The organism is Nocardioides carbamazepini (genome assembly GCF_024614185.1).
GTDB classification, from domain to species: Bacteria; Actinomycetota; Actinomycetes; order Propionibacteriales; family Nocardioidaceae; genus Nocardioides; species Nocardioides carbamazepini.
In genome coordinates, this window is sequence record NZ_JAHTLF010000016.1 from 1,232,668 (window position 1) to 1,256,657 (window position 23,990).

Consider the following 23,990-nt stretch of genomic DNA (forward strand, 5'->3'; position numbering starts at 1 on the left):
GCCTCACTTGGTCGAGCGTGCGGTCTCGGGTGACCACGCGCGCCGAATCCCCGACGAGAAGGACCATCATGCAGCTCAACCTCCGGCCGGCCCGCGCCCTCGCCGCCCTCTCCGCCACCGCCCTGCTCGGGGCGACGTTCGCGGCCTGCGGCAGCGAGGACGACGCCAAGGCGGGTGAGGACAAGCCCGCGGCCGCCTCCTGCGTCGTGGACACGCCGCCGCTGCCTGCCGCGGCGCCGATCGCCGCCTTCGACCCGGCGTCGAAGACCCGCAGCTTCGAGGCGGACAACGGCACCGTCGAGATCCCGACCGACCCGCAGCGCATCGTCGCGACCGGGTACGCCGTCCCGGTGCTCCTCGAGGCCGACGCCGACGTCGTGGGCATCTCCGAGTGGGGCCGCGGCACCGCGCTGATGACCGAGGACGACCTGGCCGACTACCAGGCGCTCAAGAAGGTCGCCGGCGAGACCGCCGCGAGCACCGACTACGAGGCGATCGCCAACCTGAAGCCGGACCTGATCATGCTCGGCGTCCCGCTGCCGGTGCTGGGTGACGTCGACCTGAAGCGGCTCGAGTCGATCGCACCGGTCGTCGTGCTCGGCCCGGACCGGCCCGACGGCTGGAAGAACCTCTCGCAGCGCCAGGCCGACGCGGCCGGCGTCGTCGACTACTTCGAGGCCGCGAAGGCGTCGTACGACGCGAAGGCGGCGGAGCTCACCGAGAAGTACGCCGACGTCCTCGAGGGGCACTGCTTCGGCCACGTCGGTGCGTACGGCGACGTGAGCGCGGGCAACTTCAACCGCGAGTACGCCGGCGCCTGGGGGACCAATATCGCCACCGACGTGGGCGCCACCTACTACGGCGGCCCGGCCGAGCCGGGCAAGGGCTCCGCGGCGTTCTCGGAGTACCCCTCGATCGAGGAGCTGCCGCAGAGCCTCGTGGACGCGGACGTGATCACCTACACGGTCGACGACGAGGGCGAGCCGTCGGAGTCGGTGCAGTACGTGCTCGACCACGACCTGTGGCAGACCCTGCCGGCGGTCCGCGAGGGCAACGTGATCCCGCTGCGCTACACCGAGGCGGCCACCTACCCGACCGCCGAGCGGGCCCTGGACGAGATCGACCGGGTCTTCGCCGAGGCCTTCGCGGACGAGCTGAAGTGATCGGCGATCGCGACCGGCCGGCAGAGCGCGTCGCCGAGCACCACGACACCGGCCGTGGGATGCAGCGGATCGGCTACCCGATCGGCATCTGCCGCACGACGGTGGCCCGGCGCGAGCTGGTCACGCCGCGGATGCTGCGGCTCACCCTCACCGGCGACGAGCTCGCGGGCTTCCACAGCTACGTCGCCGACGACCACGTCAAGATCGTCTTCCCGAACGCGGACGGGACCCGCAGCGACCCGGTCCCCAACGACCGGCAGCTGCTCGACTGGCCCAAGCCGCTCCCGCCCACGCGGACCTACACGATCCGCCGCGCCGACGTCGCGGCGCGCGAGGTCGACCTCGACGTCGTGCTCCACGCCGGAGGCCTCGCGGGCGACTGGGCGGAGGCCGCCGCGGTCGGCGACCCGGCCGTGATCGCGGGCCCGCCGGGTGCCAAGGCGTTCGCGCACACCCACCGGCACTACGTGTTCGCCGTCGACGTCACCGGTCTGCCCGCCGTCGCGCGCTGGCTCGACGAGGCGGACTGGCTGGCTGGGGCCGGCGCCACCGCGCACGTGCTCGTCGAGCACGACCACGCCGACGAGACCGGCTATCCGCTCACGGCACGCGACGGGGTCGAGGTGCGCTGGCTGTCCCGGTCGGGAGGCTCGCAGCTCGGCGCGCAGGTGCGCTCGCTCGACGTACCGGACGACACCTTCGTGTTCGGCGCGGGCGAGGCCGAGGACCTCAAGGAGGTCCGCCGCTGGGTGGCCGAGCGGGAGCTGCCGGCGAGCATCACCGGCTACTGGAAGCGCGGGGTCGCGGGGTTGGACGATTGACCCTGCGCCACCCCGGTCCCCTGGTCGCGCTCGTCGCGCTGGGTGCGGCCCTCTTCGGTGCGGTCGTGTGGAGCCTCTCGATCGGCAAGGGCGACCTGCCGTCCGGATCGGTGCTCCCCGCGCTCTTCCGGTACGACGACCACGATGCAGCGCACATCATCGTCCGGCAGGTCCGGCTGCCCCGGACCCTGCTCGCGATCCTGGTCGGCGCCGCGTTGGCGCTGGCCGGCGCCCTCGTGCAGGCGCTGACCCGCAACCCGCTGGCCGAGCCGGGCGTGCTGGGTGTGACCTTCGGTGCGTCGTTCGCGATCGTGGTGGCGACGGCGCTCGGCATCGCCGGAGGGCAGAGCGCGCAGCTCGTGGTCGCGACGCTGGGCGCCGCGGTCGCCACGGCCGTCGTGTACGCCGTGGGCCGGGCCGACCCGCTGCGCCTGCTGCTGGCGGGGACGGCGTTCAGCGCCCTCGTCGCCAGCCTCTCGCTCGGCATCCGGCTGCTCGACCCCGACGCCTTCGACGACCACCGCTTCTGGGCGGTCGGCTCGCTCGCGGGCCGCGACCAGCAGCCGCTGACGCTGCCGACGGTCGTGGTCGTCGTCGCGATCGTGCTCGCGCTGGTCCTGGTCCGGCCGCTGTCCGCGCTGGAGATGGGTGACGACGTCGCGCACGGGCTCGGTGTCCGCGTGGGCGTGACCCGGACCGCGGTGCTGGTCGTCGCGACCGTGCTGGCCGGCGTCGCGACCGCGGTCGCCGGCCCCATCGCCTTCGCCGGCCTGATCGTGCCGCACCTCGTCCGCCGGTTCGCCCGCGGGTCGGTGGGCTGGCTGATCGTCCTCTCCCTCGTCGGCGGGCCGGTGCTGCTGGTCGCCGCCGACACCGTCGGCCGTCTGGTGCTGTCCGTCGGGGACGCCCCGGTCGCGATCGTGACCGGGCTGCTCGGCGGTCCGCTGCTGGCGTGGGTCGTGCGCCGCCAGGGTGCGGAGGCCACGTCGTGATCGGGGGCTTCCCGCGGCCGGAGCGGCGTACCGTGCTCGCCCTCGTCCTGGTCGCCGTCGCGACGGTCGTGGTGTCCCTCGTCGCCCTCTGCTACGGCGACGGGTGGTCGACGCCGGGCCGGGTCGTGGCGGGCCTGTCCGGCGAGGGTCCGCTCGCCGGACGGGTGCTGGAGTGGCGGATGCCGCGCGTGACGGCAGCCGTCGTCTTCGGGCTCGCGCTCGGGCTGGCCGGCGCGCTCTTCCAGAACCTCACCCGCAACCCGCTCGGCGCGCCCGACGTGATCGGCCTCGACCAGGGTGCGTACACCGGTGTCCTGCTGGTGCTGACCGTCGCCGGCGGCGCCCACTTCGCGGCGGCCGCCGACAACGGCGGCGGCTTCGCGCTCGGTCTGGCCGGCGCGGCGCTGGCCGGCGGGCTGCTGGCGGCGGGGGTCGTCGCGGTGCTCGCGATGGGCAGCGGCTACACCGGCTACCGCCTGATCGTCATCGGCATCGCGGTCAACGCGGTCCTCACCGCGCTCAACTCGTGGCTGATCCTGCGCGCGGACCTCGAGGTGGCGATGGCCGCGGCCAGCTGGTCGGCCGGCAACCTCAACGGCACGGACTGGTCGGACCTGGTCGTGCCGCTGGCCGGCATCGCGGTCCTGGGCGTCGGCGCCGCCCTCCTCGCGCGTCCGGTGCACCAGCTCGCCCTCGGTGACGACGTGGCCGCGACGACCGGGATCCGGCTCGGCCAGCTCCGGCTGCTGATCGCCACCGTGGGCGTCGGCTGCACGGCGATCGTCGCCGCGACCGCCGGCCCGATCGTCTTCGTCGCGCTGATGGCGCCGCAGATCGGCCGCCGTCTGGCCGGCACGGCCGGCATCGCGCTGCTGCCCTCGGCGCTCACCGGCGCGCTGCTGCTCGCCACGGCCGACCTGCTCGCCCAGGTGGTCGCGCCGGTGCAGCTCCCGGTCGGTGTGGTCACCGGTGCCATCGGGGGCGTCTACCTGTTGTGGTTGCTGTTCAAGGAGGTCGGACGATGAGCCGGTTGCGGACCGAGGGCCTGCGCCTCGGGTACGGCGAGCGCACGGTGGTCGAGCACCTCGACCTGACTGTGCCCGACGGCGTCTTCACGGCGATCGTCGGCCCCAACGCCTGCGGCAAGTCGACGCTGCTGCGCTCACTGGTGCGGCTGCTGCGGCCCGAGGCGGGCAGCGTCGTCCTGGACGGCCGGGCGATCGCGGGCTGGCGGCCCAAGGCGGTCGCCCGGGAGCTGGGCTTCCTGCCCCAGGGCACCACGACGCCCGACGGCATCCGCGTCGTGGGCCTGGTCCGGCGCGGGCGCTACGCCCGCCAGCCGGCGATCGGCACCTGGACCCGTGCCGACGACGCGGCCGTCGCGGCCGCCCTGGACGCAGCGGGGGTCGCGGACCTGGCCGACCGGCGGGTCTCGGCGCTCTCCGGCGGGCAGCGGCAGCGGGTCTGGATCGCGATGGTGCTCGCCCAGGAGACGCCATACCTGCTGCTCGACGAGCCGACCACCTTCCTCGACATCGCCCACCAGTACGAGCTCCTGCGGCTGCTGCGCCGGCTCGTGGACGACGGCCGCACCGTGGTCGCCGTGCTCCACGACCTCAACCAGGCCTGCCGGTTCGCCGATCACGTCGTCGCGATGCGCGACGGCGCGGTGGTGGCGAGCGGGGCACCGGGCGAGGTCGTCGACGCGGCGCTCGTCGAACGGGTCTTCGGGCTCGCCTGCGAGGTGCTGCCCGACCCGATCACGGGGACCCCGATGATCGTCCCGCACGCGTGAGGGCGCGCCGGGCCCGCAGGTGCGCGGACTCGGCGTCGTTGCGGCAGAGCGCGAGCGCCGTGTCGTACGCGACGCAGGCCTCGTCGGGCCGGTCCAGCCGGGCCAGCAGCTCCGCCCGGACGGCGGGCAGTCGATGCCCGGGCAGGGCGACGCCCTCGAGGGCGGCCAGCCCGGCCGCCGGGCCGCTCCGCTCCGCGAGTGCCACCGCCCGGTTGAGGCGGACGACCGGCGAGTCGCGCAGGGCCAGCAGCTCGTCGTACCGCTCGACGATGCGGTCCCAGCGGGTCGCGCCGGCGGTGAGGGCGATCGCGTGCTCCGCCGCGATCAGCGCCTGGAGCAGGTACGGCGCCGGCGGGCCGGTCACCAGCGGCCGCAGCAGGTCGAGCGCCTCGGACGCCTCGTCGTGGTGCCAGCGCGTGCGGTCCTGGTCGGGCAGCAGCACCAGCCGTCCGTCGACGGCGCGGGCGTCGCGACGGGCGTGCTGCAGGACCATCAGGGCGAGGAGCGCGTCGAGCTCGTCGTACCTGGTCGGGAGGACGGAGCGCAGCACCCGGACCAGCCGGAGCGCCTCGCCGGCCACGTCGGCGCGCAGCACGTCGGCACCGGAGCCGGGCGCGTAGCCACTGGTGAAGGCGAGATAGGCGATGTCGGCGACCGTCCCGACCCGGGTGTCCAGCTCGTCCGGGGGCGGGACGGCGAAGCGGGCGCCGGCGAGCTTCTTGCGGGCGCGGGTCAGGCGGGCGGCCATGGTCGCGGTCGGTACGAGGAGCAGCCGCGCGACGTCCTCGGTCGCGACACCCAGGACCAGCCGCAGCGTCAGCGCCGCCGACGCCTCGCGGGACAGCGACGGATGGGCGCACAGCAGGACCAGGCGCAGACGCTCGTCCATCACGACCTCCGTCTCCGGTGGAGCGGCCAGCACCCGCTGGGCCTCCCGCTGCAGTGACGCCTCGACCTCCAGCAGCGGCTCCTTGCGGGCCGCGACCGCCTCGGTGCGCAGAGCGTCGGTGATCCGGCGCCGGGCCGTCGTCAGCAGCCAGCCGGCCGGGTTCGCCGGCGGACCGGTCTCCGGCCAGGACCGGGCCGCGGCCTCGAAGGCGTCCGCCAGGCCGTCCTCGGCGAGGTCGACCCGCCGGCACCACGCGGCGAGCAGGGCCAGCAGCCGGCCCCACTCGTCGCGCAGCGCGCGTTCGAGCTGCTCCACCGCCGGCGGGTCAGTCCGGGGGCGGCGGCAGGCAGGCGCGCACCTCCACGCCGTCCTCGGTGTCGGCGAGCACCGCGCACACCTGCAGCAGGTCGTCGAGGTCGTCGCTCTCGACGACGTAGAAGCCGCCGAGCTGCTCGACGGACTCGACGTAGGGGCCGTCGGTGACGACCACGTCGTCCGTCGAGCGCCGCACGACCTTGGCCGTGCGGGAGTGGGCGAGCTCGGCGCCGCCCGTGATGCGGTGGCCGCGCTCCTCCAGCAGCCGGCTGAACTCGCCGTGCCGGGCGTACATCTCGGCGCGTTCCTCGGGGCTCGCGGCCTCCCAGGTCGCCTCGTCACCGGTCAGCAGTACGACGTACTCGGTCATCGGGTCATCTCCTCATGAGGTGTGCTGAGTCTGTCACCCCGATGACGGGCGAGCCGACGACGAATCGACAGTCCGCGCGAAAGTCGTGTGCGCGTCAGCCCAGGAGCTGTGCCGCGAGCGCCGCGCTGGCCGGGTAGTCGACCTTGCTGACCGGCGTCCGCGGGACCTCGTCGACGAAGAGCACGGTCTTGGGCACCTTGTAGTTGGAGATGAGCGAGCGGCAGTGCTCCCGCACGTCGTCCGCGGTGAGGACGGTGCCGTCGCGGCGCTGCACGAGAGCGGTGACCTGCTGACCCCACCGCTCGTGGGGAGTGCCGACGACGACCGCGTCGAAGACGTCGTCGTGGCGCAGCAGCACCGCCTCGACCTCCTCGGGGTGCACCTTCTCGCCGCCGGTGTTGATGCAGACCGAGCCACGCCCCAGGACGGTGACCGAGCCGTCCTCCTCGCGGCGCGCGAAGTCGCCCGGGATCGCCCAGCGCACGCCGTCGATCTCCTTGAAGGTGGCCGCCGTCTTGACCGGGTCCTTGTAGTAGCCGAGGGGGACGGGGCCACAGCGGCCGAGCATGCCGTCGACGCCCACCGGGCACGGCTTGAGGTCGGGGTCGAAGACCTCGACCTGGTCGGTGACGGTGAACCGTGGCGCGCTCTGGCCGCCGTCGGTGCCGTCGTCGATCCGGGAGCCGGTCGCGCCGGACTCCGAGGCGCCGTAGGAGTCGAGGATGAAGCGGCCCGGCAGCGCCTGGCGGATCTCCTCGCGCACCCCGTCGGACAGGGGCGCGGCGCCGTTGGAGACCGCGGCGAGGCTGGAGAGGTCCCAGCGGTCTGGCTCGGCCAGGATCGCCTCGGCGACCGGGCGACCCATCGCGTCGCCGAGGAAGGTCATCGAGACGACCTTGGCCTTCTCGACCAGGTCGAGGATCTTGGCCGGGTCGAAGTGCGGCTCGGTGAAGAGGGCGATCGTCTGGCCGGCGACGTGGCCGTTGCCGAGGATCCACTGGCTGCCGCCGTGCATCATCGGGCCGCAGGCCAGCAGCACCATCGGGTTCTCGACGGCGACCGCCTCCTCGGCCAGCTGCTCGACGGAGTCCAGGGGCGCGCCGTAGCGGGCGGCGTTGAGCGCGGCCCGGATCAGGTCCTCGTTGCGCCACACGACGCCCTTCGGGGAGCCGGTCGTGCCCCCCGTGTAGAGGACGTAGTGGTCGTCGGCGCTGCGGCCCGTGATCCGGCGCTCCGGCGACGCGGCGGCCAGCGCGGCGTCGTACTCCTCGCCGAGCACGATCGTGTGCCGCAGGGACGGCGTGTCGAGCTCGGCCACCGCGTCGACGTGCTCCGGAGCCACGATGGCCGCGACGCAGTCGGCGTTGTCGTAGAGGTAGGCCAGCTCGTCGCGGAGGTACTTGTAGTTGATGTTGATCGGGACGGCCCGCGCCTTGAGGCAGCCATAGAGCGCGTCGACCCACTCGATCCGGTTCGTGGAGTGCACCGCAACGTGCTCGCCCGGCCGGATGCCGATGCCCACCAGGTGGTTGGCCAGTCGGGTGGACCGTTCGTCGATCTCGGCGAAGGTCCAGATCCGGTCGCCGGTGTGCACCGCGGCCCGGTCGGGCACGGCATCGGCCATCGCCTCGAGGACGTCGGCGAGGTTGAGCGGGCGAGCGGCGGTCGCGTCGGGCGCGGCGGCAGGTGTGGTCGAGGTCACAGGAGAAGAGTGCCAAACTAGAACAAGTTCTCGCCAGGGGTTCGGCCCAGTCCGTTTCGGCATGATGGTGGGGTGAGCGACCACCACTACGCCCTCGACCTGGTCTGGCAGGGCAACCGCGGCACCGGCACCAGCGGCTACCGCGACTACGACCGCAGCGTCCTGCTGAGCGCCGCAGGCAAGCCCGAGCTGCTCGGGTCCGCCGATCCCACCTTCCGCGGCGACGCCGCGCGCTGGAACCCCGAGGAGCTGCTCCTGGCCGCGCTCGCCCAGTGCCACCTGCTGTCCTACCTGCACTCCGCGGTCAACCACGGGGTCGTCGTCACGGCGTACGACGACAGCCCCACCGGCACCATGGAGCAGGTCGGGCAGGGCGGCCGGTTCACGTCGGTCACCCTGCGGCCGCGGGTCACCGTCGCCGAGGCGGGGATGGTCGAGACTGCGCGGGAGCTCCACGGCGAGGCGAGCCGCAACTGCTTCATCGCCGCGTCGGTGAGCTTCCCGGTCGGCCACGAGCCCACGGTCCTCGTCGCCGGCTGACACCCGGGCGCCACCGGCGCGCCATGAGCCGTTCAGCCCCGTCTGGTTCAAAGCAGCCATGACCACCCCGCCGCGTCGTACCCGCACCGTCCTCGTCGCCGCCGGAGTCGCCCTCGCGGGCATCGGCGTGACGACCGGCGGCGGGCGCGAGCTGCTGCGCCGCCAGGCGGCGATCGCCCGGACCCGGATCGGGAAGCCCCTCGGCGAGGACGCGATCCCGGCCGACAAGGTCTGGAAGAAGAAGTCGTACGACGGCCCGCCCCTCCACCTCCTCGTCCTCGGCGACTCGATCGCCGCCGGGCTGGGGGCCGAGCGGGCCAAGGACACCCTCGGTGCCCGGATCGCCCGCGGCCTCGCCGGCGAGGTCCGCCGTCCGGTCGCGCTCCGCACCGCCGCCGTCGTCGGCTCCGAGACGTCCGCGCTGGCGGGCCAGCTGGACGGGCTGTCGTCGGCCTATCGCGCGGACGTCGCCGTGATCGTGGTCGGCGGCAACGACGTGACCCACCGGGTCCCGGTCGCGACCTCCGCCGCACAGCTCGAGGAGGCCGTCGTCCGGCTGCGGGAGCGGGGGAGCGAGGTCGTGGTCGGCACCTGCCCCGATCTCGGGGCGCTGCGACCGGTCCCGCAGCCGCTGCGCTCGCTGGGGTCGCGGATGTCGCGCCAGTTGGCGGCGGCGCAGGCCGAGGTCGCCGTACGGAACGGGGCGCACGCCGTCTCGCTCGCCCACGTCGTGGGCCCGTTCTTCATCACCAACCCCGACGAGATGTTCAGCCTGGACCGGTTCCACCCGAGCGCGCTGGGCTACAAGCGCACGGCCAAGGCGCTGCTGCCGTCGGTGCTGATGGCGCTCGGGCACGCCGAGCGGGTGCCGTTCGGTCACCGGGCGCCTGACGCCTAGCCTCGAGGCCATGACGACCGTCCTGCTCGCGACCTTCGACCTCATGCCCGATGGAGAGCCCGGCGGTGCCGCCCTGTCGGAGGCGATCGCCTCGCATGGGATCGACGCGCGCTGGGTCCGCTGGGACGACCCGGCGGTCGACTGGGCCGCGGCCGACCTGGTCGTCGTCCGCTCGACCTGGGACTACCACCGCCGGCTGCCCGCCTTCCTCGACTGGGCGCGGCGGGTCGAGGCGGCGACCACGCTGCTCAACGGCGCCGACGTGATCGCCTGGAATGCCGACAAGGCGTACCTGGCTGAGCTCGCGGACGTCGTACCGGTGGTGCCGACGATGCTCCTCGACGACACTGACCTGGCCGCCGGGCTGGCCAGGGCGCTGGACCGCTGGGGGAGCGTCATCGTCAAGCCGCGCACCGGCGCCGGCGGGGTCGGCGTGGTCGTCGTCGAGCGGCTCGACGACCTGCGCCTCGAAGGGCTCGTGGCCGGGCCGTGGGTCGCGCAGCCCCTCGTGGAGTCCGTGCGGACGACGGGGGAGACGTCGGTCTTCGTGTTCGACGGGGTCGCGGTGGCGCAGGTCGACAAGATCGCCGCGGCGGGGGAGGTGCGGGTGAACGAGGTTCACGGAGGCCAGGTCCGGCCGGTGCCGCTCGACCCCGAGCGTGCGGCGGTCGCGGTCGAGGCCGTCAGGGCGGCTGCGCGGCGTTGGGATGCTGATCTCGCCTACGCCCGCGTCGACCTGATGTCCTGGGACGGCCGGTGGGCGGTCAGCGAGCTCGAGCTGATCGAGCCCGGGCTCTACCTCGACGTCGACCCGGCCAACGCCGAACGGTTCGCCGCCCTGCTCGCGGGCCGGCTGGGGCGGTCCTGAACCCGTCTCGAACCCGACTTCTCCTTGCACTCGCCATGGTCGAGTGCTAAACATGATGCTGGCACTCTCGCCTTGAGAGTGACAACGGACATCGCGAAGGAATCGCAGGAGTTATGTCGAAGCTGATTGCTTTCAACGAGGAGGCCCGCCGGGGTCTCGAGCGTGGCATGAACACGCTCGCGGACGCCGTCAAGGTCACCCTGGGCCCCAAGGGCCGCAACGTCGTGCTGGAGAAGAAGTGGGGCGCTCCCACGATCACCAACGACGGTGTCTCCATCGCCAAGGAGATCGAGCTCGAGGACCCCTACGAGAAGATCGGCGCCGAGCTGGTCAAGGAGGTCGCGAAGAAGACGGACGACGTCGCCGGTGACGGCACGACGACCGCGACCGTCCTCGCCCAGGCGCTCGTCAAGGAGGGTCTGCGCAACGTGGCCGCCGGGGCGAACCCGATGGGCCTCAAGCGCGGCATCGAGGCGGCCGTGACCGCTGTCTCCGAGCAGCTCCTCGGCATGGCCAAGGACGTCGAGACGCGCGAGCAGATCGCCGCCACCGCGACCATCTCCGCGGGCGGCGACGCCACCGTCGGCGACGCCATCGCCGAGGCGATGGACAAGGTCGGCAAGGAGGGCGTGATCACGGTCGAGGAGTCGAACACGTTCGGCATCGACCTCGAGCTCACCGAGGGCATGCGGTTCGACAAGGGCTACATCTCGGCCTACTTCGTGACCGACCCCGAGCGCATGGAGACCGTCCTCGAGGACGCCTACGTCCTCATCGCCAACAGCAAGGTCAGCAACGTCAAGGACCTGCTGCCGCTGCTCGAGAAGGTCATGCAGTCGGGCAAGCCGCTCGTCATCATCGCCGAGGACGTCGACGGCGAGGCGCTGTCGACCCTGGTCGTCAACAAGATCCGCGGCACCTTCAAGTCCGTCGCCGTCAAGGCGCCGGGCTTCGGCGACCGCCGCAAGGCCATGCTGCAGGACATCGCGATCCTCACCGGCGGCCAGGTCATCTCCGAGGAGGTCGGCCTCAAGCTGGAGACCGCCGGCGTCGAGCTGCTCGGCCAGGCCCGCAAGGTCGTCATCACCAAGGACGAGACCACCATCGTCGAGGGTGCCGGCGACCAGGCCCAGATCGAGGGCCGGGTCAACCAGATCCGCGCCGAGATCGAGAACAGCGACTCCGACTACGACCGCGAGAAGCTCCAGGAGCGCCTCGCCAAGCTGGCCGGCGGCGTGGCCGTCATCAAGGTCGGCGCGGCCACCGAGGTCGAGCTCAAGGAGCGCAAGCACCGCATCGAGGACGCCGTCCGCAACGCGAAGGCGGCCGTCGAGGAGGGCATCCTCCCCGGTGGTGGCGTCGCGCTGGTCCAGGCAGGTGCCAACGCGTTCGACAAGCTCGAGCTCGAGGGCGACGAGGCCACCGGCGCCAACATCGTCAGGGTCGCGCTCTCCGCCCCGCTCAAGCAGATCGCGATCAACGCCGGCCTCGAGGGCGGCGTCGTCGCGGAGAAGGTCGCCAACCTTCCCGCCGGTCAGGGCCTCAACGCCGCGACCGGTGAGTACGTCGACCTGCTCGCCGAGGGCATCATCGACCCGGCCAAGGTGACCCGCTCCGCCCTGCAGAACGCCGCGTCGATCGCCGCGCTGTTCCTCACCACCGAGGCCGTCGTGGCCGACAAGCCGGAGAAGGCCGCCCCCATGGGTGGCGACCCGACCGGCGGCATGGGTGGCATGGACTTCTGATCGACTGATCAGGAGCCCCGCTCCCGCAGAACCACTGCACGACCCCCGCCTTCGGGCGGGGGTCGTGTGCTTTTTCGCGGCCCGCGAGCGCCGCGCCCGGGTAGCATCGTGTGCTCGGCGAACGGATGCAGATGGAAGGGAGTGTGGGTTGATGCAGGACGCGCAGTGCGCCGTTCTCGGCGCGCCTGAAACCGACCCACATCCTCCGGTCTCCATCCGACTCCGACCTCTCCGCTGACGCTGCTCCGACGCGGCTGACCCGGCGATCTCGCTGTGGGACGAGGCCTCCTGCTTCAAAGGGAGCAATCCGTTGTCACCAACACCTGATGCGAACCGATCCACCCCGGCTGCCACCTGGACGACCCGTCCGGAACAGGCCGACACCGACCAGGCGGGCATCCGCGAGGTCCTGCTGGCCGCTTTCCCGACGAGTCTCGAAGCCGACCTCGTCGACGCCCTGCGCACCGACCCGGAGGCATGGCTGCCCGGCCTGTCTCTCGTCTCCGCCGCCGACGACGGGACGGTCGTCGGGTACTCGCTGCTGACCCGGTGTCACGTGGGCGGTGCCCCCGCCCTCGCGCTCGGCCCCTGCGCTGTGCGACCTGAGCACCAGTCCCAGGGAGCCGGGGCGGCGGCGATCCGCGCCGGTCTCGACGCAGCGCGGACGAGCGGCGAGAACCTCGTCGTGGTGCTCGGACATGCCGACTACTACCCGCGGTTCGGCTTCGACCGAGCATCTCTGTTCGGCATCTCGGCGACCTTCGAGGTGCCTGACGAGAACCTGATGGCGCTCGCGCTCGACCCATCGCGGCCCGTGCCTGACGGTCAGATCCGGTACGCGCCCGCCTTCGGGGTCTGAGATCCGGTGAACGCCGCACGACCCCCGCCCTCCGGCGGGGGTCGTGTGGCATCTGGCTCTCGTTGAGCTGCTTCGCGTCGTGCCGTCTGCGACTCCAGCTGGAAGACCGACCTCGGCTGCACCGGTCCCTTGGGTGTCTGCTTCAGGTGCGGTGGTGGACGACAGCGACCTGGTGGGCAGTGCAGGCCATGACGAGGGCGGCCACCCATCCGATGAACGTCCAGCCCAGGAGGAAGTTGACCAGTCCTACCGCCCAGCTGTTCGACTTGCCGCGCGTGGCGGCGATCGCCCAGGGGAGCATGTAGCCGAGCGACAGGACAGTGAGAATCCAGGCGATCGCCACCTCGGCGCCGTTGGTCCGTGCATCGGTCATAACCACTGGCGTTTGGAACGCCGGCGGGTAGGCGGTGAGGGCGGCGGGTGCTCGGTGCTCAGTCCACCTGAGGCCATCCCAGTACCGCTGCTCGCCATCGAGCGGATACCAGCCGGCGGGTGTCGTCACCGGAGGTCCTGCTGGCTGCACGACCTCCGGAAGCGGAGGTGCTGACGCCGGCGCGAATGATGACGTAGAACTGCCTCCGGTCGGCGCGACAACCTGGGCGGGGGATGGTTTCCCTGGAGATGTCGCCGCGATAGGAGCTGTCTCGTCGGGCTGGAATTCACTCTGGTTGGTCACGGGCAGATCCTCGCCCAATCTCTCGTTCCTTCGACGCCGAATTCACAAATGGCGGCTGGCCGTCAGCCAGGATCTGGGTCTCAACGCGTCGGAAGGACTGATCACAGTGGACTCTAGCTGAACCGCCGTCCTGAGACTGTGTAGAGCGGAGGAGCAAGGACGCAAACCCCACGATGCGCCTCGAATCGTTGGACGGTGTGCGTCCCGCGGATCCGGACAGCGTCTGCGTTGCCCATGGCCGCTGGCTTCACGGCTTCGTGCATGAGGTTGGGTACGCGGTCGTTGCGTCGTTCATTGATGTTTTCTACGCCGCAGCCCTATTCCCGAAGGTGCTGGGCGACGTTCACCCAGGTTTCGGCCACCAGATTGGCGGTCAGTTGGACATCGTCACAGTGCCCGGCGGCCCGGGTGATGAGCGACTCGGTCAGGGACTTGGAGTTCTTGCTGCTGGCGGGAAGGGCAGCGGAGCGGCTGCTTCTTGGTCAAGAGCTGCCGGAGGCGCGCGTGCGTCGGCGAGATGACGGGGTGGGGACGGATCTGCGTGTCCACCCGGACATCTTGGCCGGAGTGACCACAAGCAGCTCGCCAAGGACGCACTCGCCGGCTCTTTTGGACATTGCCCTGGACTGACCCATTGACCTTGCTCGTGAGCTTCTCGACAAGCTGACCCGGTCGCGAGAGCCATGCACGACCTGAGGATTGGCGCTGACGAATGCTGAGGTCGTCGCCGTCCTCTGAGCGTGTTCGGGGCGATGCCCGTCAGTCTCGCATCTAGTTGGCTGCGTGGGAGAGAGTCTTGGACTCGCTCATTGGGATGGTTGTGCTGGGCAACCCTAAAGGCCGATGCTGGTGAGAATCTGGCAAGCCGGTTGAAGCGATCAACGATCAACGACCGACAGAACGACTATGGTGCTGATCGCTCCGCACCTCCAACTGGGATAGGGCAACGATGTGACAGAGATGGCGTCCCGCAGTCTTCGTCGGCTCGCTGACGACGAGCCCTACCGGCACGACATCTTCATAGCGTTGGTCGCGCCCATCGGATCCAGCCGGCCCGAGGTCCTACTGGCCCTTGAGGAGGCCTTGGGCGGATACGGCTACACCACCGACCACATCCATCTCGCGGACCTCCTTGGTAAGGTTTCGAACCTCACGACCGCAGAGTTGCCGCGTCGCACCGATCGTGACTACTACAGGATGCGGATGGACGCCGGCAATCGTCTGCGCGACCACGCTGGGGATTGGAGCGCGCTAGCAGGTGTCGGCGTCATGCGTATGGCTGCGGCTCGGTCCGCGCGACGTCCATCGTCCGAAGAGGCGCCGCCAGCAGATCCCGTCGCCTACATCGTTGACAGCCTGAAGAATCCGCGCGAGGCCGAGTTGCTGAGAAGCGTCTACGGTTCTGCGGTCTGGATTGTCGCGGTCGTACAAGATATCTCAGAGCGGAAGGCGAACCTCACAGAAGAACTAGCCCGCGCCGAAAGTAGATTTGAAGGCGTGCCTGAGGCTAGAGCTGTAGAGTTGATCACCAGGGACCAGGAAGAAGACGAGAAGCATGGTCAGCATGTACGCGACGTATTCGGCGTCGCCGACTACTTTTTGCCAGTCCGCCGTGGTGTCGACTGGAAGCAGGGGGTTGGCCGGCTCCTTGACGGGATATTCGGAGCGCCATTTCTGAGCCCAAGCACAGACGAGGAAGCCATGCGCCACGCGCGTGCGGCGGCTCTGCGATCCGCGGCAGTGGGGAGGCAGGTCGGCGCAGTGATTGTTCCCCCCGAGGGAGCTCCGCACATCCTGGGAACAAACGAAGTTCCGAAGCCCGGCGGTGGGCAGTTCCGGGAGGGAGACCATCCAGACTACCGGGACTTTCGAACCGGCGTTGACCCAAATCCTGCATACACGGAACGGGTGCTCCGCGAGGTCTTTGACAGGCTGGCCCGGGCCGAGTTTTTCACAAAAGATCGCAATGACGCCGGAGGAGATGCCGTTCTTCTGGAGGCGGCGACGGCGAATTCAGACGGAGCTTCCGTGCTGGATGGCACGCGAGCAAAGTCGCTCATCGAATTCACGCGCTGCCTCCATGCAGAACAAGCCGCAATCGTGGATGCAGCTCGAACGGGGACGGCGATCAACGGCGCAAAACTGTATACAACCACGTTTCCGTGTCACGAGTGCACAAAGTTCATTGTCGGCGCGGGGATCGTCGAGGTGCAATACATCGAGCCTTACCCCAAGAGTCTGGCTGGCGACATGTACCGCGATCTGATTGACACAGTTCCACCTATGGAGATGGCCCCTAGTGCCACGGTCGAAAGGGTTCCGTTTCGGCCGTTCTTAGGATTCGGGCCAAGCCGCTATGATGAGGTCTTCGTTTCTCGAGGGCGTAAGGGGCCGACCGGTCTCAAGGCTCACGATCCTGCGTCTGCGTCACCCGTCGGACGCGGATGGGTTGAGACAGCTGTCGTGGAGCGTGAGGACGAGGTTTCCGTTGCCATCGCGGCGATTGTCGACGCGCTCAGTCTTGAGGCGATGGACGCAGAGTCCGACGGCGTCGTCGAGGTCGATGCTCGCGCGGAGACCGAGGGACTCTCTGGCTAGCACTCCGGCGTCGGCGGCGGGCGCTACTGTCAGCAGCAACCGGTTCTGAAGGGGAAGACGATGGCCAGCAACGACAACGATTGGTTCAAGTCTCAGGCGGCGGCGTCTGCCCGTCGGCTAGCCGAGACCCCGGCAAGCTTGCTTGGGCCTGCGGGTAGGGACCTTAGGGAGATCGCGGCACATTGGCCAGTTCCAGGCGTTGGGGTGCCCGCTCTCGTCGCCGCGCCCACGAAGAGTCGGCGTGAGATAGAGAAAGAGACCTCCGTTCAACTGCCGCTCCTGGGATCGGTCGACTGACGGACCGTCTGACTACCCGGGCCGTTGGGAGCAAGTCCATGCTGGAGCACTGTCATAGGGACATCCTTGTTGGCGGCGTGCCTCAGCGAATGAGGGCTGATGTACCGAGGGATCTGCGCGGCCTTCGCGATGCGTTGTGCCAGCTGGTGCATATCGCGCGGGGGTCAATCGGCTTGCACGAAGCCGGGCGCGGCACGAGAGGGCCGGTGGAGCGTTCGCCGCGGCAAGCCTTCAGATCCGCAGCACCGGGACGGTCAGCGCATAGCGCCGGGCTCGCTCTGGCCTTTCCGATGGGACGCAGCACTCGATGGCCGCGCAGCAGGTCGGTGTAGTCCTCGAACCGCACTGCACCTGCTGCCGAGTCGCACAGCGGTTGATTCCAAGTAGGTCGGCAAGCGCGCCGTGGTGGATCGTGATGGTCCGTGCGACCTGCATGGAGCCTGATCAGTTCCAGGCGGTTCAAGCCTTGGGTCCCTGGACTCGTCGCTGTCCACCTCCCGCGGCCGCGCGCACACGGCGGGATCTCTCGGGATGGTGCCGTCGATAGCGGCGAACCGGAAGTAGCCTTGGGCAGCGCGCATCATCGTCGTGCTCACTTGGAGTCCATCAGACCGACCTCACGGGGCTGGCGGATGTGGAAGCTCAACGAGGCTCGTGGATTCCGATCAGCGAGTCGAGCCCGTTCGCCTCGCATCATTCGAACCGCTGCCCGAGCTGCGACGCGTACGAGGCGTGGGTTGAGTTCATGAAGGACGGTGGGAATGGCAGCGAGGCGCCGACCTGGGTGTCGTGGACATGGTCCGCCTCACACGGCGATTTCGAGGCGCCTGGTCGCGCTCGCCGCCAACCCCGTCGGGCCTCCGGACCTCGTGACGGTACGCAGCGGCCGGCGTGATCGTGTCCGGTCGTGGCTACCGTTGACGCAGGCTGTGAGTACGCCGCGGGGCGTCGAAGTCCACTAAAACGCGAAGGCGTGCATGAGGTCAGATCGTGTCGTAGAGGTCGACGTTGAGCGACATGCCGGGCGGCTGGGGGTAGCACTCGCCGATGACGGTGCCGTCGCGGGCGCGCAGTAGCTCGACACGGGTGGTGCCGCGGGGAGTGACGACGCGAGCCAGGCCGTGGGGCGTGATCCAGCGGTAGGCGGTGAGGGCGAGCTGGCGCACCTGGTAGCCGCCGCCTCCGTCGGGAAGGTGGCCGTGGGTCTTGAATCGATGGTGTTGTCGGGTGAGGGGCGCGGCGTTGTGGTCGCCGGTCTGTCTCGGTGGGCCGCCGCGGGCGGGTGGGACGTAGGGGGTGGGATGGTCCAGGTCGAAGCGACCGCCGACCCCCGCTCCGTTGGAGGAGTGGGGGAACACGTCGCCGCACATGCGCTGGATGGCGCGCTCGCGGACGGCGGTGGGGTGCTCGTAGGCGTTCACGCTGGTGACGCCGGCCAGGTCGAGGACGGGCTGGAGGGTGATGTCGCGACGGCCGAGCAGGTCGGTCAGCTGCTGGAGGAGGAACGGGCCCAGGCCCTCGACCCGTGCCACGCCGGGCAGGCCGGTCAGCGTGAGGGCCGAGACGTGGACGTGCACGACCGCCTTGCGGCTGCGGGAGGGAGTCCTGGGCTCGGCGGGCGGGGTCTCGTCGGCCGGATCCGGGGACGGCTCGCGCAGGCCGTCGAGGAACGCGGCCGCGGCGTGCGGGTCGGCCAGCAGGGCGAGGGCTTCGGCCCGGAGCTGCGCGCGGGTGGCGGGCTCCTCGTCCTCGGCGCGCTCCTGGTGGGTCTCGAGCGCGTCGGCGAGGTCGTCGATGACCGCGTCCAGCTCGACGGCCGCACCGGCGGGCAGCTTCGCGGAGATCCGCCGGGTGGCGGCCTCGCCGCCGCCGACGGCGCACGGATCGAGGACGTCGCCGGGCCGGGGCCGGGAGAGCCAGCACCCGGTCTTCTTGGCGTCGGCGTCGACCCGTGCCTGGTGGGCGGCCAGGTCGGCCTCGATCACCTTGGCCTCGGCGATCCGCAGGATCCGGCCGGGGGACTCGTCGACCGCGGCGGCGACGGCGGCGTCGACCAACCGCACCGCGTCGCGGTCCAGCTCGCGGGCCATCACCGCGACCTTGCGTGCCAGCCAGACCGGCATCGCCAGCTCGAGCACCTGCCGCCACAGCAACGGGAGCCGGTGGCGCAGGTCGAGGGCACCGGCAGCGAGGTGCTGGGTGCTGATGTGCCCGGACCGGAGAGCGATCGCGAGCTCGGCCAGGCACAGCTCGGCGACCTCGGGAGTGCCGTCGCCGCCGAGCCGGACCAGGCGGTCGCCGCCCTTCGTCACCGGCATGGCGCCGGGCTTGGTCTGGGGGTCGTCGCTGTTGCGGTCGCACCACTCGAGGACCAGGAGCAGCTGGTCGACCTCGGCCCGTCGTCGCTCGGTCAGGTTGGACTCGGCGGCAGACAGCAGCTCCGCTGCTGACAGATCGTCGAGGTCCTGGTGCATGAGGACAGCACAGCACCTACCCCCGACACAAAGGGGGCGCTTGGGCCACGCGCTACGGAACCATCTCCTCGCCGGGCAGCCGGGCGGCGATCCGCTGCCGGATCGTGGCAGCAGCCAGGTTGGCCCGCTCCGTGGCGATGGTGGTGTCGTCACCGTGGCCGGTGTGGACCACGGTGTCGGCGGGCAGGTCGAACAGCCGGGCCCGGATCGATGCCTCGAGGGTGGGGCGGTCGCTGTAGGAGCGCCCGGTCGCTCCCGGACCGCCGTGGAAGAGGGTGTCGCCGGTGAACACGCACCCCAGGTCGGGGGCGTACAGACACACTGCTCCCGGGGCGTGGCCCGGGGTGTGGATCACCCGCAGTGAGGTGCCGGCGACCTCGATGACCTGCCCGTCGGACAGGTCGACGTCCCACAGGTAACCGCCCTGTCCGGACGGGTCACCCCCGTGGGTGAGCTCCCACAGCGGCTTGTCGTGGGGGTGCAGCAGGATCGGCGCCCCCGCCCCGTCGTTGAGGGCCTCCCGCAACGCGGGCGCCACGCGGACGTGGTCGTCGTGGGCGTGGGTGCAGATGATCGCCTTCACCCGTCGCCCGGCGACCACCGCGAGGATGTCCTCGACCGAGTGGGGCGCATCGATGACCACGCACTCGGTGTCGTCACCGACAACCCACACGTTGTTGTCGACCTCGAACGTCTCCCCGTCCAACGAGAACGTGCCCGACGTGACCGCGTGATCGACCCGCACCGACGACCCAGCCGGTGACCCAGCCGACGATCCAGCCGACGATCCAGCCGGTGAGCCAGCCGGTGATCCAGCCGGTGAGCCAGCGGTCACAGGATCACGACCGAGCGGAGCACGTCACCGTGGTGCATCTTCGCGAACGCGGCCTCGATGTCGTCGATGCCGATCTCCTCGGTCACGAACGCGTCCAGGTCCAGACGGCCCTGCTGGTAGAGGTCGACCAGCATCGGGAAGTCCCGGCTGGGCAGGCAGTCGCCGTACCAGCTGGACTTCAACGCACCACCACGTCCGAACACGTCGATCAACGGCAGGTCCGGGACCTTCATGTCCGGGGTCGGGACACCGACCAGGACCACGGTGCCGGCCAGGTCACGGGCGTAGAACGCCTGCTTCCACGTCTCGGGACGACCCACCGCCTCGACCACCACATCGGCACCCTCAGCACCCTCGTAGACCTCGCCACAGATCCGCTTGATCTCCGCTACCGGATCGCACTGGCTGGAGTCGACGGTGTGGGTCGCGCCCATCTCACGCGCCTTGGCGAGCTTCTTCGCGTCGATGTCGACCGCGATGATCGGGCTGGCGCCTGCCAACGCGGCACCCGCGATCGCGGCCACCCCCACCCCACCGCAGCCGATCACCGCGATCGACTTCCCCCGGGTGATGCCACCGGTGTTGATCGCGGCCCCGATGCCGGCCATCACCCCACACCCCAACAGACCCACCGCGGCCGGACGGGCCGAGGCGTCGACCTTGGTGCACTGACCGGCCGCGACCAGGGTCTTCTCCGCGAACGCGCCGATCCCCAACGCGGGCGAGAGCTCGGTCCCCGCATCCGGCCCCTCGGCCAGGGTCATCCTCTGCTTCGCGTTGTGGGTGTTGAAGCAGTACTGCAGATCACCACGCCGGCAGGCCCGGCACTCACCACACACCGCCCGCCAGTTCAACACCACGAAGTCACCCACCGCGACCGAGGTGACATCCGCACCGACCGCCTCCACGATGCCCGAGGCCTCGTGGCCCAACAAGAACGGGAACTCGTCGTTGATCCCACCCTCGCGGTAGTGCAGATCGGTGTGGCACACCCCGCACGAGAGGACCTTCACCACCGCCTCACCCGGCCCCGGGTCCGGCACATTGATCGTCACGACCTCCACCGGCGCACCCTTGACCCGCGCCACCACGGCCTTGACCTGCTGACTCATCTACTTCTCCTGTTCGGTGGATTCGAGGATCGAGGTGGCCCAGAGGCCGTGGACGGTGGCGTCCGCGCACTCGCCCGAGCGTCGTACGGCGTCCGCCGCGTCGGCGGCACGACCGCGGTCCAGTGCGACCTCGGCCGTGAGCAGCCAGTACCGCGCCGTGCCGTCCTGGCCGGCCTGCGCCATGCGCTCCAGCACCTGGTGGGCATCGATCGTGCGGCGGGCGGCGATGAGCGCCCCGATCGCCTCCACACCGAGCTCGACCTCGCTCGGCTGTGTGCGGTGCGCGCGCAGGTAGCGAACGGCTGCGGCGTCGCGGTCGCCGCGGGCGAGCGCGACGAGGGCGAGGTTGCGGTCCGACCAGGCGGTGGGGCGCAGGGAGTACGACCACGACCACCGGGCCGCCGCCTCGTCGAGGTCGCCCTGGAGGAAGGCGATCTCGCCGGAGCGGAGGTGGACGCGCCAGTCGCCGAGCGCCTCCTGGCGACGGGCGCGCCGGAGCTGTGACTGCCAGGGGAAGCCGGCGGGCTCGCCCACGTCACCGGGGTGCACCCGGTCGGCGGCGCCGAGGCCTTCGTCGCGCAGCAGGTGCAGCCACTGGGAGCCCACTTCGTCGCGCTGCCGTGTGGCGACCTCCTGATGCTCCAACGCGGGCACCGGGGTGACGGCCGTCGAGAAGGGCGCCTCGGCGCCCTCGGCATCGAGGCGGGCGAGCTCCAGCGCCACCCACGCGCTGCCCTGGGCGATCAGGCCGCCTCGCCAGCTCGGCACCGGGTCGTCGAGGGCGGCGACCACACAGCGCTCCTCGGCGCTGTCCAGCCGATCGTCGTCCGCCCCCGGCGCGAGCACGAACCAGCTCACCATGCCGTCGGTCCCCGCCGGGCGGGTCACCCGGTCCCGGATGCCGGGCAGCAGGCCGCCGGCCACACCGTCGACGAGCAGCCGCGGTGCCGGCACGGCAAGGTCGGGGGCCAGGGGCGTCTGCCGTACGACCACGACCAGACGTGCCGGTGCCCCGACCAGGTGGAGGTCGACCTGCGTCAGGTGGTGCGAGGCACGTTCCAGCTGCCACCACCGGAGTCGGTCGCCGCCAAGCCGGCTGGTCAGGCCGAGGGCGGCGGGCACCGGCTCGAGCGCCCACGGCGAGCGGGGGAACGGGCTGGTGTTGAGCTCGATCCCACCTCGCAGTCCGATGCCACGGACGTCGTCGCGACTCGAGACGCACTGCGGCACGGCCCGCCAGGACACTCCTCCCGGGCCCTCCAGCTCGACGATCCGGCCACCGTGGCCGAGATCCACGCTGACGCGGAGGTCCGCCGAGCGGAGATCGACCCGGTGGGGCGGGCGCCCGGGCGGCTCGGGGAGCACGCCGCCGGACCAGTGGCTGTACGGGTACGACGAGAACGGCTGGTCGCGCAGCGGGTGGTGCGGGGGCAGCGCGGAGCCCCGGTCCAGCGGCGAGAGCCGGCTCGGCGTCAGCACCGCTGCCTCGGGGCCGGGGGCGGCGCGGGAGTCTCGGGCGAGCGCCGGGGCGATCTCGCGCAGGGTGCTCATGGCGCCCCGAAGGGCGGGGAGAACAACGCCGGGATGAGCAGCCGCATCCGACGCTGCACGATGAGGTGGCCGAACTCCGCGGCGAAGGTCGTCCACGCCTCGTCGGCGTCCAGCGCCCGGCGACGCCGGGCCCGGTCGTCGTGGTCGGCGAATCCCCACACCTGGACCATCGTGTCCATGTCGCCGCCGGCCTCGCTGGTCCAGCACCCGACGAGCGTGCCGAGGTGGCGGCGCAGCACTGCCAGCCCCCGCTCGTCGTACGCCGCCAGGAGGGCCGGGACCTTGCCGACCTGGATCCGGTAGCTCTGCTCCTCGAGGATCATCGCGGGCCCGTGCCGGCCGCGACCTGCTCCCGGGTGGACTCGAGCTCGACCTTCTCGAGGACCTTCCACACCTCGTCGACGCCCTTGGCCGCGGCCGCGTCGAGCTCGCGGATCCAGCGCCGCCACAGGATCATCGCCTTGTCGGGCATGATCGACAGCTCCTCGGCGGCGTCGCCGATCCGGGCCGGCTGGTGGCTGGAGACGACGGGGAGGTCCTCGCCCAGCACCATGTCCTGGAGCTGGAGGTGCACCTCGTCGGCCGAGTCGTCGACGGTGTGGCAGGTGAACCAGTAGCTGCGGCTGGTGACCTCGTCGATCGGTGTCGCGTGCATGAAGATCTGGGTCGAGAAGGTGTCGGACCACTGGAACTTCAAGGTGATCGTGAACGGCATCTCGATGACGTACTCCGCCGGCGGCAGCATCCGGGAGTTCTCGTCGGCGGGCGGGCCGTAGGTGTCGGTGCCGGGGTTGTGGGCCAGGAAGGTCTCGGTCTTCCAGCGCAGCCGGCGGTCGTGCAGGTCCATCGGGAACACCGGGAAGACCGTGTTGGGCGGCGCGCCCAGCGTGCCCTGGTGGGTGAACGGGAAGTGGGTGACGTCCATGAAGTTCTCCATGCGTCGCCCCGACGAGCACGGCCAGGTGTAGGGCTCGCCCAGGATGCAGTGCATGGCCTCGTCGGACCAGCCCTCGAACTCGGGCAGCACGGTGTCGGCAGAGCCGTCCAGCCGCACCCAGACCAGGTCGTAGCGGACCTCGCAGTCGTACTTCGTGAGCGCCGCGCGGGCCGGCTTGGTCTGGTCGGCGGGCATCGAGGGGATCTCGGTGCACGTCCCCGCCGCGTCGAAGCACCAGCCGTGGTAGCGGCACCGCAGGCCGTCGTCCTCGGCCCAGCCGAGGGTGAGCGCCACGCCGCGGTGCGGGCAACGGTCCTCGAAGGCGATCACCTGGCCGCCGATCTCGGCGATGCCGATCTGCTCGCCCAGCAGGGTCGTGCGCAGCGGCCCGCGGCCACCGGGCTTGGCCTCGCGCAGCTCGTGCAGCGTGGCGACCGGGTGCCAGAACAGGCGCCAGGTCTCCGCGTTGGTGTTGAGGTCGTAGCCGGCCTGGCCGGCCTCGGGGCGGGTGGTGGAAACGGACACGGTGATCTCCTTCGGGTTGGCTCGGTCA

Annotated in this window: 21 protein-coding genes; 11 read left to right on the top strand and 10 right to left on the bottom strand. The window is 70.9% G+C overall.

Annotated elements, in window-relative coordinates; all coding sequences use genetic code 11:
* Positions 1-68: 68 nt before the first annotated feature.
* The 5 genes from KVF89_RS18340 to KVF89_RS18360 are packed head-to-tail and all read left to right on the top strand — an operon-like array spanning position 69 to position 4,771.
* Positions 69-1,163 carry an ABC transporter substrate-binding protein gene (locus KVF89_RS18340; RefSeq protein WP_257427531.1) on the top strand — a complete coding sequence of 365 codons (1,095 nt, stop codon included), beginning with the start codon at positions 69-71 and terminating at the stop codon, positions 1,161-1,163.
* On the top strand, positions 1,160-1,984 hold the full coding sequence (locus KVF89_RS18345; RefSeq protein WP_257427532.1) for a siderophore-interacting protein: 825 nt from the start codon (positions 1,160-1,162) through the stop codon (positions 1,982-1,984). Before KVF89_RS18340 ends, KVF89_RS18345 begins: the two co-directional genes overlap by 4 nt.
* On the top strand, positions 1,981-2,976 hold the full coding sequence (locus tag KVF89_RS18350; RefSeq protein ID WP_257427533.1) for a FecCD family ABC transporter permease: 996 nt from the start codon (positions 1,981-1,983) through the stop codon (positions 2,974-2,976). The genes KVF89_RS18345 and KVF89_RS18350 overlap by 4 nt, the downstream gene beginning before the upstream one ends.
* Positions 2,973-4,001, top strand: coding sequence for a FecCD family ABC transporter permease (locus KVF89_RS18355; protein WP_257427534.1), 1,029 nt, complete (start codon positions 2,973-2,975; stop codon positions 3,999-4,001). Before KVF89_RS18350 ends, KVF89_RS18355 begins: the two co-directional genes overlap by 4 nt.
* Complete coding sequence (locus KVF89_RS18360) at positions 3,998-4,771, top strand: ABC transporter ATP-binding protein (RefSeq protein WP_257427535.1); 774 nt, start codon at positions 3,998-4,000, stop codon at positions 4,769-4,771. Before KVF89_RS18355 ends, KVF89_RS18360 begins: the two co-directional genes overlap by 4 nt.
* On the opposite strand, the gene KVF89_RS18365 is transcribed toward KVF89_RS18360, so the two are convergent.
* The 3 genes from KVF89_RS18365 to KVF89_RS18375 form a co-directional block, all read right to left on the bottom strand.
* A complete protein-coding gene (locus KVF89_RS18365) occupies positions 4,737-5,975 on the bottom strand; it encodes an RNA polymerase sigma factor (protein ID WP_257427536.1) in 1,239 nt (412 codons plus the stop codon). The genes KVF89_RS18360 and KVF89_RS18365 overlap by 35 nt on opposite strands.
* 10 nt (positions 5,976-5,985) lie before the next feature.
* Positions 5,986-6,345 carry a YciI family protein gene (locus KVF89_RS18370; RefSeq protein ID WP_257427537.1) on the bottom strand — a complete coding sequence of 120 codons (360 nt, stop codon included), beginning with the start codon at positions 6,343-6,345 and terminating at the stop codon, positions 5,986-5,988.
* A gap of 94 nt (positions 6,346-6,439) precedes the next feature.
* Entirely contained in the window at positions 6,440-8,047 is a 1,608-nt protein-coding gene (locus tag KVF89_RS18375) for an AMP-binding protein (protein WP_257427538.1), read from the bottom strand.
* A gap of 72 nt (positions 8,048-8,119) precedes the next feature.
* On the opposite strand from KVF89_RS18375, the gene KVF89_RS18380 reads away from it, so the two are divergent.
* The 5 genes from KVF89_RS18380 to KVF89_RS18400 all read left to right on the top strand — a co-directional run bounded on the left by KVF89_RS18380 (position 8,120) and on the right by KVF89_RS18400 (position 12,957).
* Positions 8,120-8,587 carry an OsmC family protein gene (locus KVF89_RS18380; protein WP_257427539.1) on the top strand — a complete coding sequence of 156 codons (468 nt, stop codon included), beginning with the start codon at positions 8,120-8,122 and terminating at the stop codon, positions 8,585-8,587.
* Between the two features lie 58 nt (positions 8,588-8,645).
* On the top strand, positions 8,646-9,485 hold the full coding sequence (locus KVF89_RS18385) for an SGNH/GDSL hydrolase family protein (protein WP_257427540.1): 840 nt from the start codon (positions 8,646-8,648) through the stop codon (positions 9,483-9,485).
* A 10-nt stretch (positions 9,486-9,495) separates the two neighbouring features.
* Positions 9,496-10,353, top strand: a complete 858-nt coding sequence (locus KVF89_RS18390; RefSeq protein ID WP_257427541.1) for an ATP-grasp domain-containing protein — start codon at positions 9,496-9,498, stop codon at positions 10,351-10,353.
* Positions 10,354-10,466: 113 nt separating this feature from the next.
* The gene (gene groL / locus KVF89_RS18395; protein ID WP_257427542.1) at positions 10,467-12,098 is read left to right on the top strand and encodes a chaperonin GroEL; all 1,632 of its coding nucleotides are present in this window, start codon (positions 10,467-10,469) and stop codon (positions 12,096-12,098) included.
* A 310-nt stretch (positions 12,099-12,408) separates the two neighbouring features.
* Positions 12,409-12,957: a GNAT family N-acetyltransferase gene (locus KVF89_RS18400; protein WP_257427543.1), complete on the top strand. Its 549-nt coding sequence runs from the start codon at positions 12,409-12,411 to the stop codon at positions 12,955-12,957.
* Positions 12,958-13,099: 142 nt separating this feature from the next.
* Here the strand turns inward: KVF89_RS18400 and KVF89_RS18405 are convergent, their stop codons facing one another.
* Complete coding sequence (locus tag KVF89_RS18405; protein ID WP_257427544.1) at positions 13,100-13,459, bottom strand: superinfection immunity protein; 360 nt, start codon at positions 13,457-13,459, stop codon at positions 13,100-13,102.
* Positions 13,460-14,593: 1,134 nt separating this feature from the next.
* On the opposite strand from KVF89_RS18405, the gene KVF89_RS18410 reads away from it, so the two are divergent.
* Positions 14,594-16,231 (top strand): cytidine/deoxycytidylate deaminase family protein, encoded by a 1,638-nt coding sequence (locus KVF89_RS18410; RefSeq protein ID WP_257427545.1) that lies wholly within the window; start codon positions 14,594-14,596, stop codon positions 16,229-16,231.
* A 1,280-nt stretch (positions 16,232-17,511) separates the two neighbouring features.
* On the opposite strand, the gene KVF89_RS18415 is transcribed toward KVF89_RS18410, so the two are convergent.
* From KVF89_RS18415 to KVF89_RS18440, 6 genes are all read right to left on the bottom strand, one after another.
* Positions 17,512-19,002 (bottom strand): hypothetical protein, encoded by a 1,491-nt coding sequence (locus KVF89_RS18415; RefSeq protein ID WP_257427546.1) that lies wholly within the window; start codon positions 19,000-19,002, stop codon positions 17,512-17,514.
* A 52-nt stretch (positions 19,003-19,054) separates the two neighbouring features.
* Positions 19,055-19,747, bottom strand: a complete 693-nt coding sequence (locus tag KVF89_RS18420; RefSeq protein WP_257427547.1) for an MBL fold metallo-hydrolase — start codon at positions 19,745-19,747, stop codon at positions 19,055-19,057.
* A gap of 86 nt (positions 19,748-19,833) precedes the next feature.
* Positions 19,834-20,949 (bottom strand): S-(hydroxymethyl)mycothiol dehydrogenase, encoded by a 1,116-nt coding sequence (locus KVF89_RS18425; RefSeq protein WP_257427548.1) that lies wholly within the window; start codon positions 20,947-20,949, stop codon positions 19,834-19,836.
* Positions 20,950-22,500, bottom strand: coding sequence for a tetratricopeptide repeat protein (locus KVF89_RS18430; protein ID WP_257427549.1), 1,551 nt, complete (start codon positions 22,498-22,500; stop codon positions 20,950-20,952).
* Positions 22,497-22,823, bottom strand: a complete 327-nt coding sequence (locus KVF89_RS18435; protein ID WP_257427550.1) for an NIPSNAP family protein — start codon at positions 22,821-22,823, stop codon at positions 22,497-22,499. The genes KVF89_RS18430 and KVF89_RS18435 overlap by 4 nt, the downstream gene beginning before the upstream one ends.
* Positions 22,820-23,962 carry a Rieske 2Fe-2S domain-containing protein gene (locus tag KVF89_RS18440; protein ID WP_257427551.1) on the bottom strand — a complete coding sequence of 381 codons (1,143 nt, stop codon included), beginning with the start codon at positions 23,960-23,962 and terminating at the stop codon, positions 22,820-22,822. Before KVF89_RS18440 ends, KVF89_RS18435 begins: the two co-directional genes overlap by 4 nt.
* Positions 23,963-23,990 lie beyond the last annotated feature (28 nt).

Coding starts and splice junctions, on each gene's coding strand:
- KVF89_RS18340 (WP_257427531.1), top strand. CDS start 69: ATGCAGCTCAACCTCCGGCCGGCCCGCGCCCTCGCCGCCCTCTCCGCC.
- KVF89_RS18360 (WP_257427535.1), top strand. CDS start 3,998: ATGAGCCGGTTGCGGACCGAGGGCCTGCGCCTCGGGTACGGCGAGCGC.
- KVF89_RS18370 (WP_257427537.1), bottom strand. CDS start 6,345: ATGACCGAGTACGTCGTACTGCTGACCGGTGACGAGGCGACCTGGGAG.
- KVF89_RS18385 (WP_257427540.1), top strand. CDS start 8,646: ATGACCACCCCGCCGCGTCGTACCCGCACCGTCCTCGTCGCCGCCGGA.
- KVF89_RS18390 (WP_257427541.1), top strand. CDS start 9,496: ATGACGACCGTCCTGCTCGCGACCTTCGACCTCATGCCCGATGGAGAG.
- groL (WP_257427542.1), top strand. CDS start 10,467: ATGTCGAAGCTGATTGCTTTCAACGAGGAGGCCCGCCGGGGTCTCGAG.
- KVF89_RS18410 (WP_257427545.1), top strand. CDS start 14,594: ATGGCGTCCCGCAGTCTTCGTCGGCTCGCTGACGACGAGCCCTACCGG.
- KVF89_RS18415 (WP_257427546.1), bottom strand. CDS start 19,002: ATGCACCAGGACCTCGACGATCTGTCAGCAGCGGAGCTGCTGTCTGCC.
- KVF89_RS18425 (WP_257427548.1), bottom strand. CDS start 20,949: ATGAGTCAGCAGGTCAAGGCCGTGGTGGCGCGGGTCAAGGGTGCGCCG.
- KVF89_RS18430 (WP_257427549.1), bottom strand. CDS start 22,500: ATGAGCACCCTGCGCGAGATCGCCCCGGCGCTCGCCCGAGACTCCCGC.
- KVF89_RS18435 (WP_257427550.1), bottom strand. CDS start 22,823: ATGATCCTCGAGGAGCAGAGCTACCGGATCCAGGTCGGCAAGGTCCCG.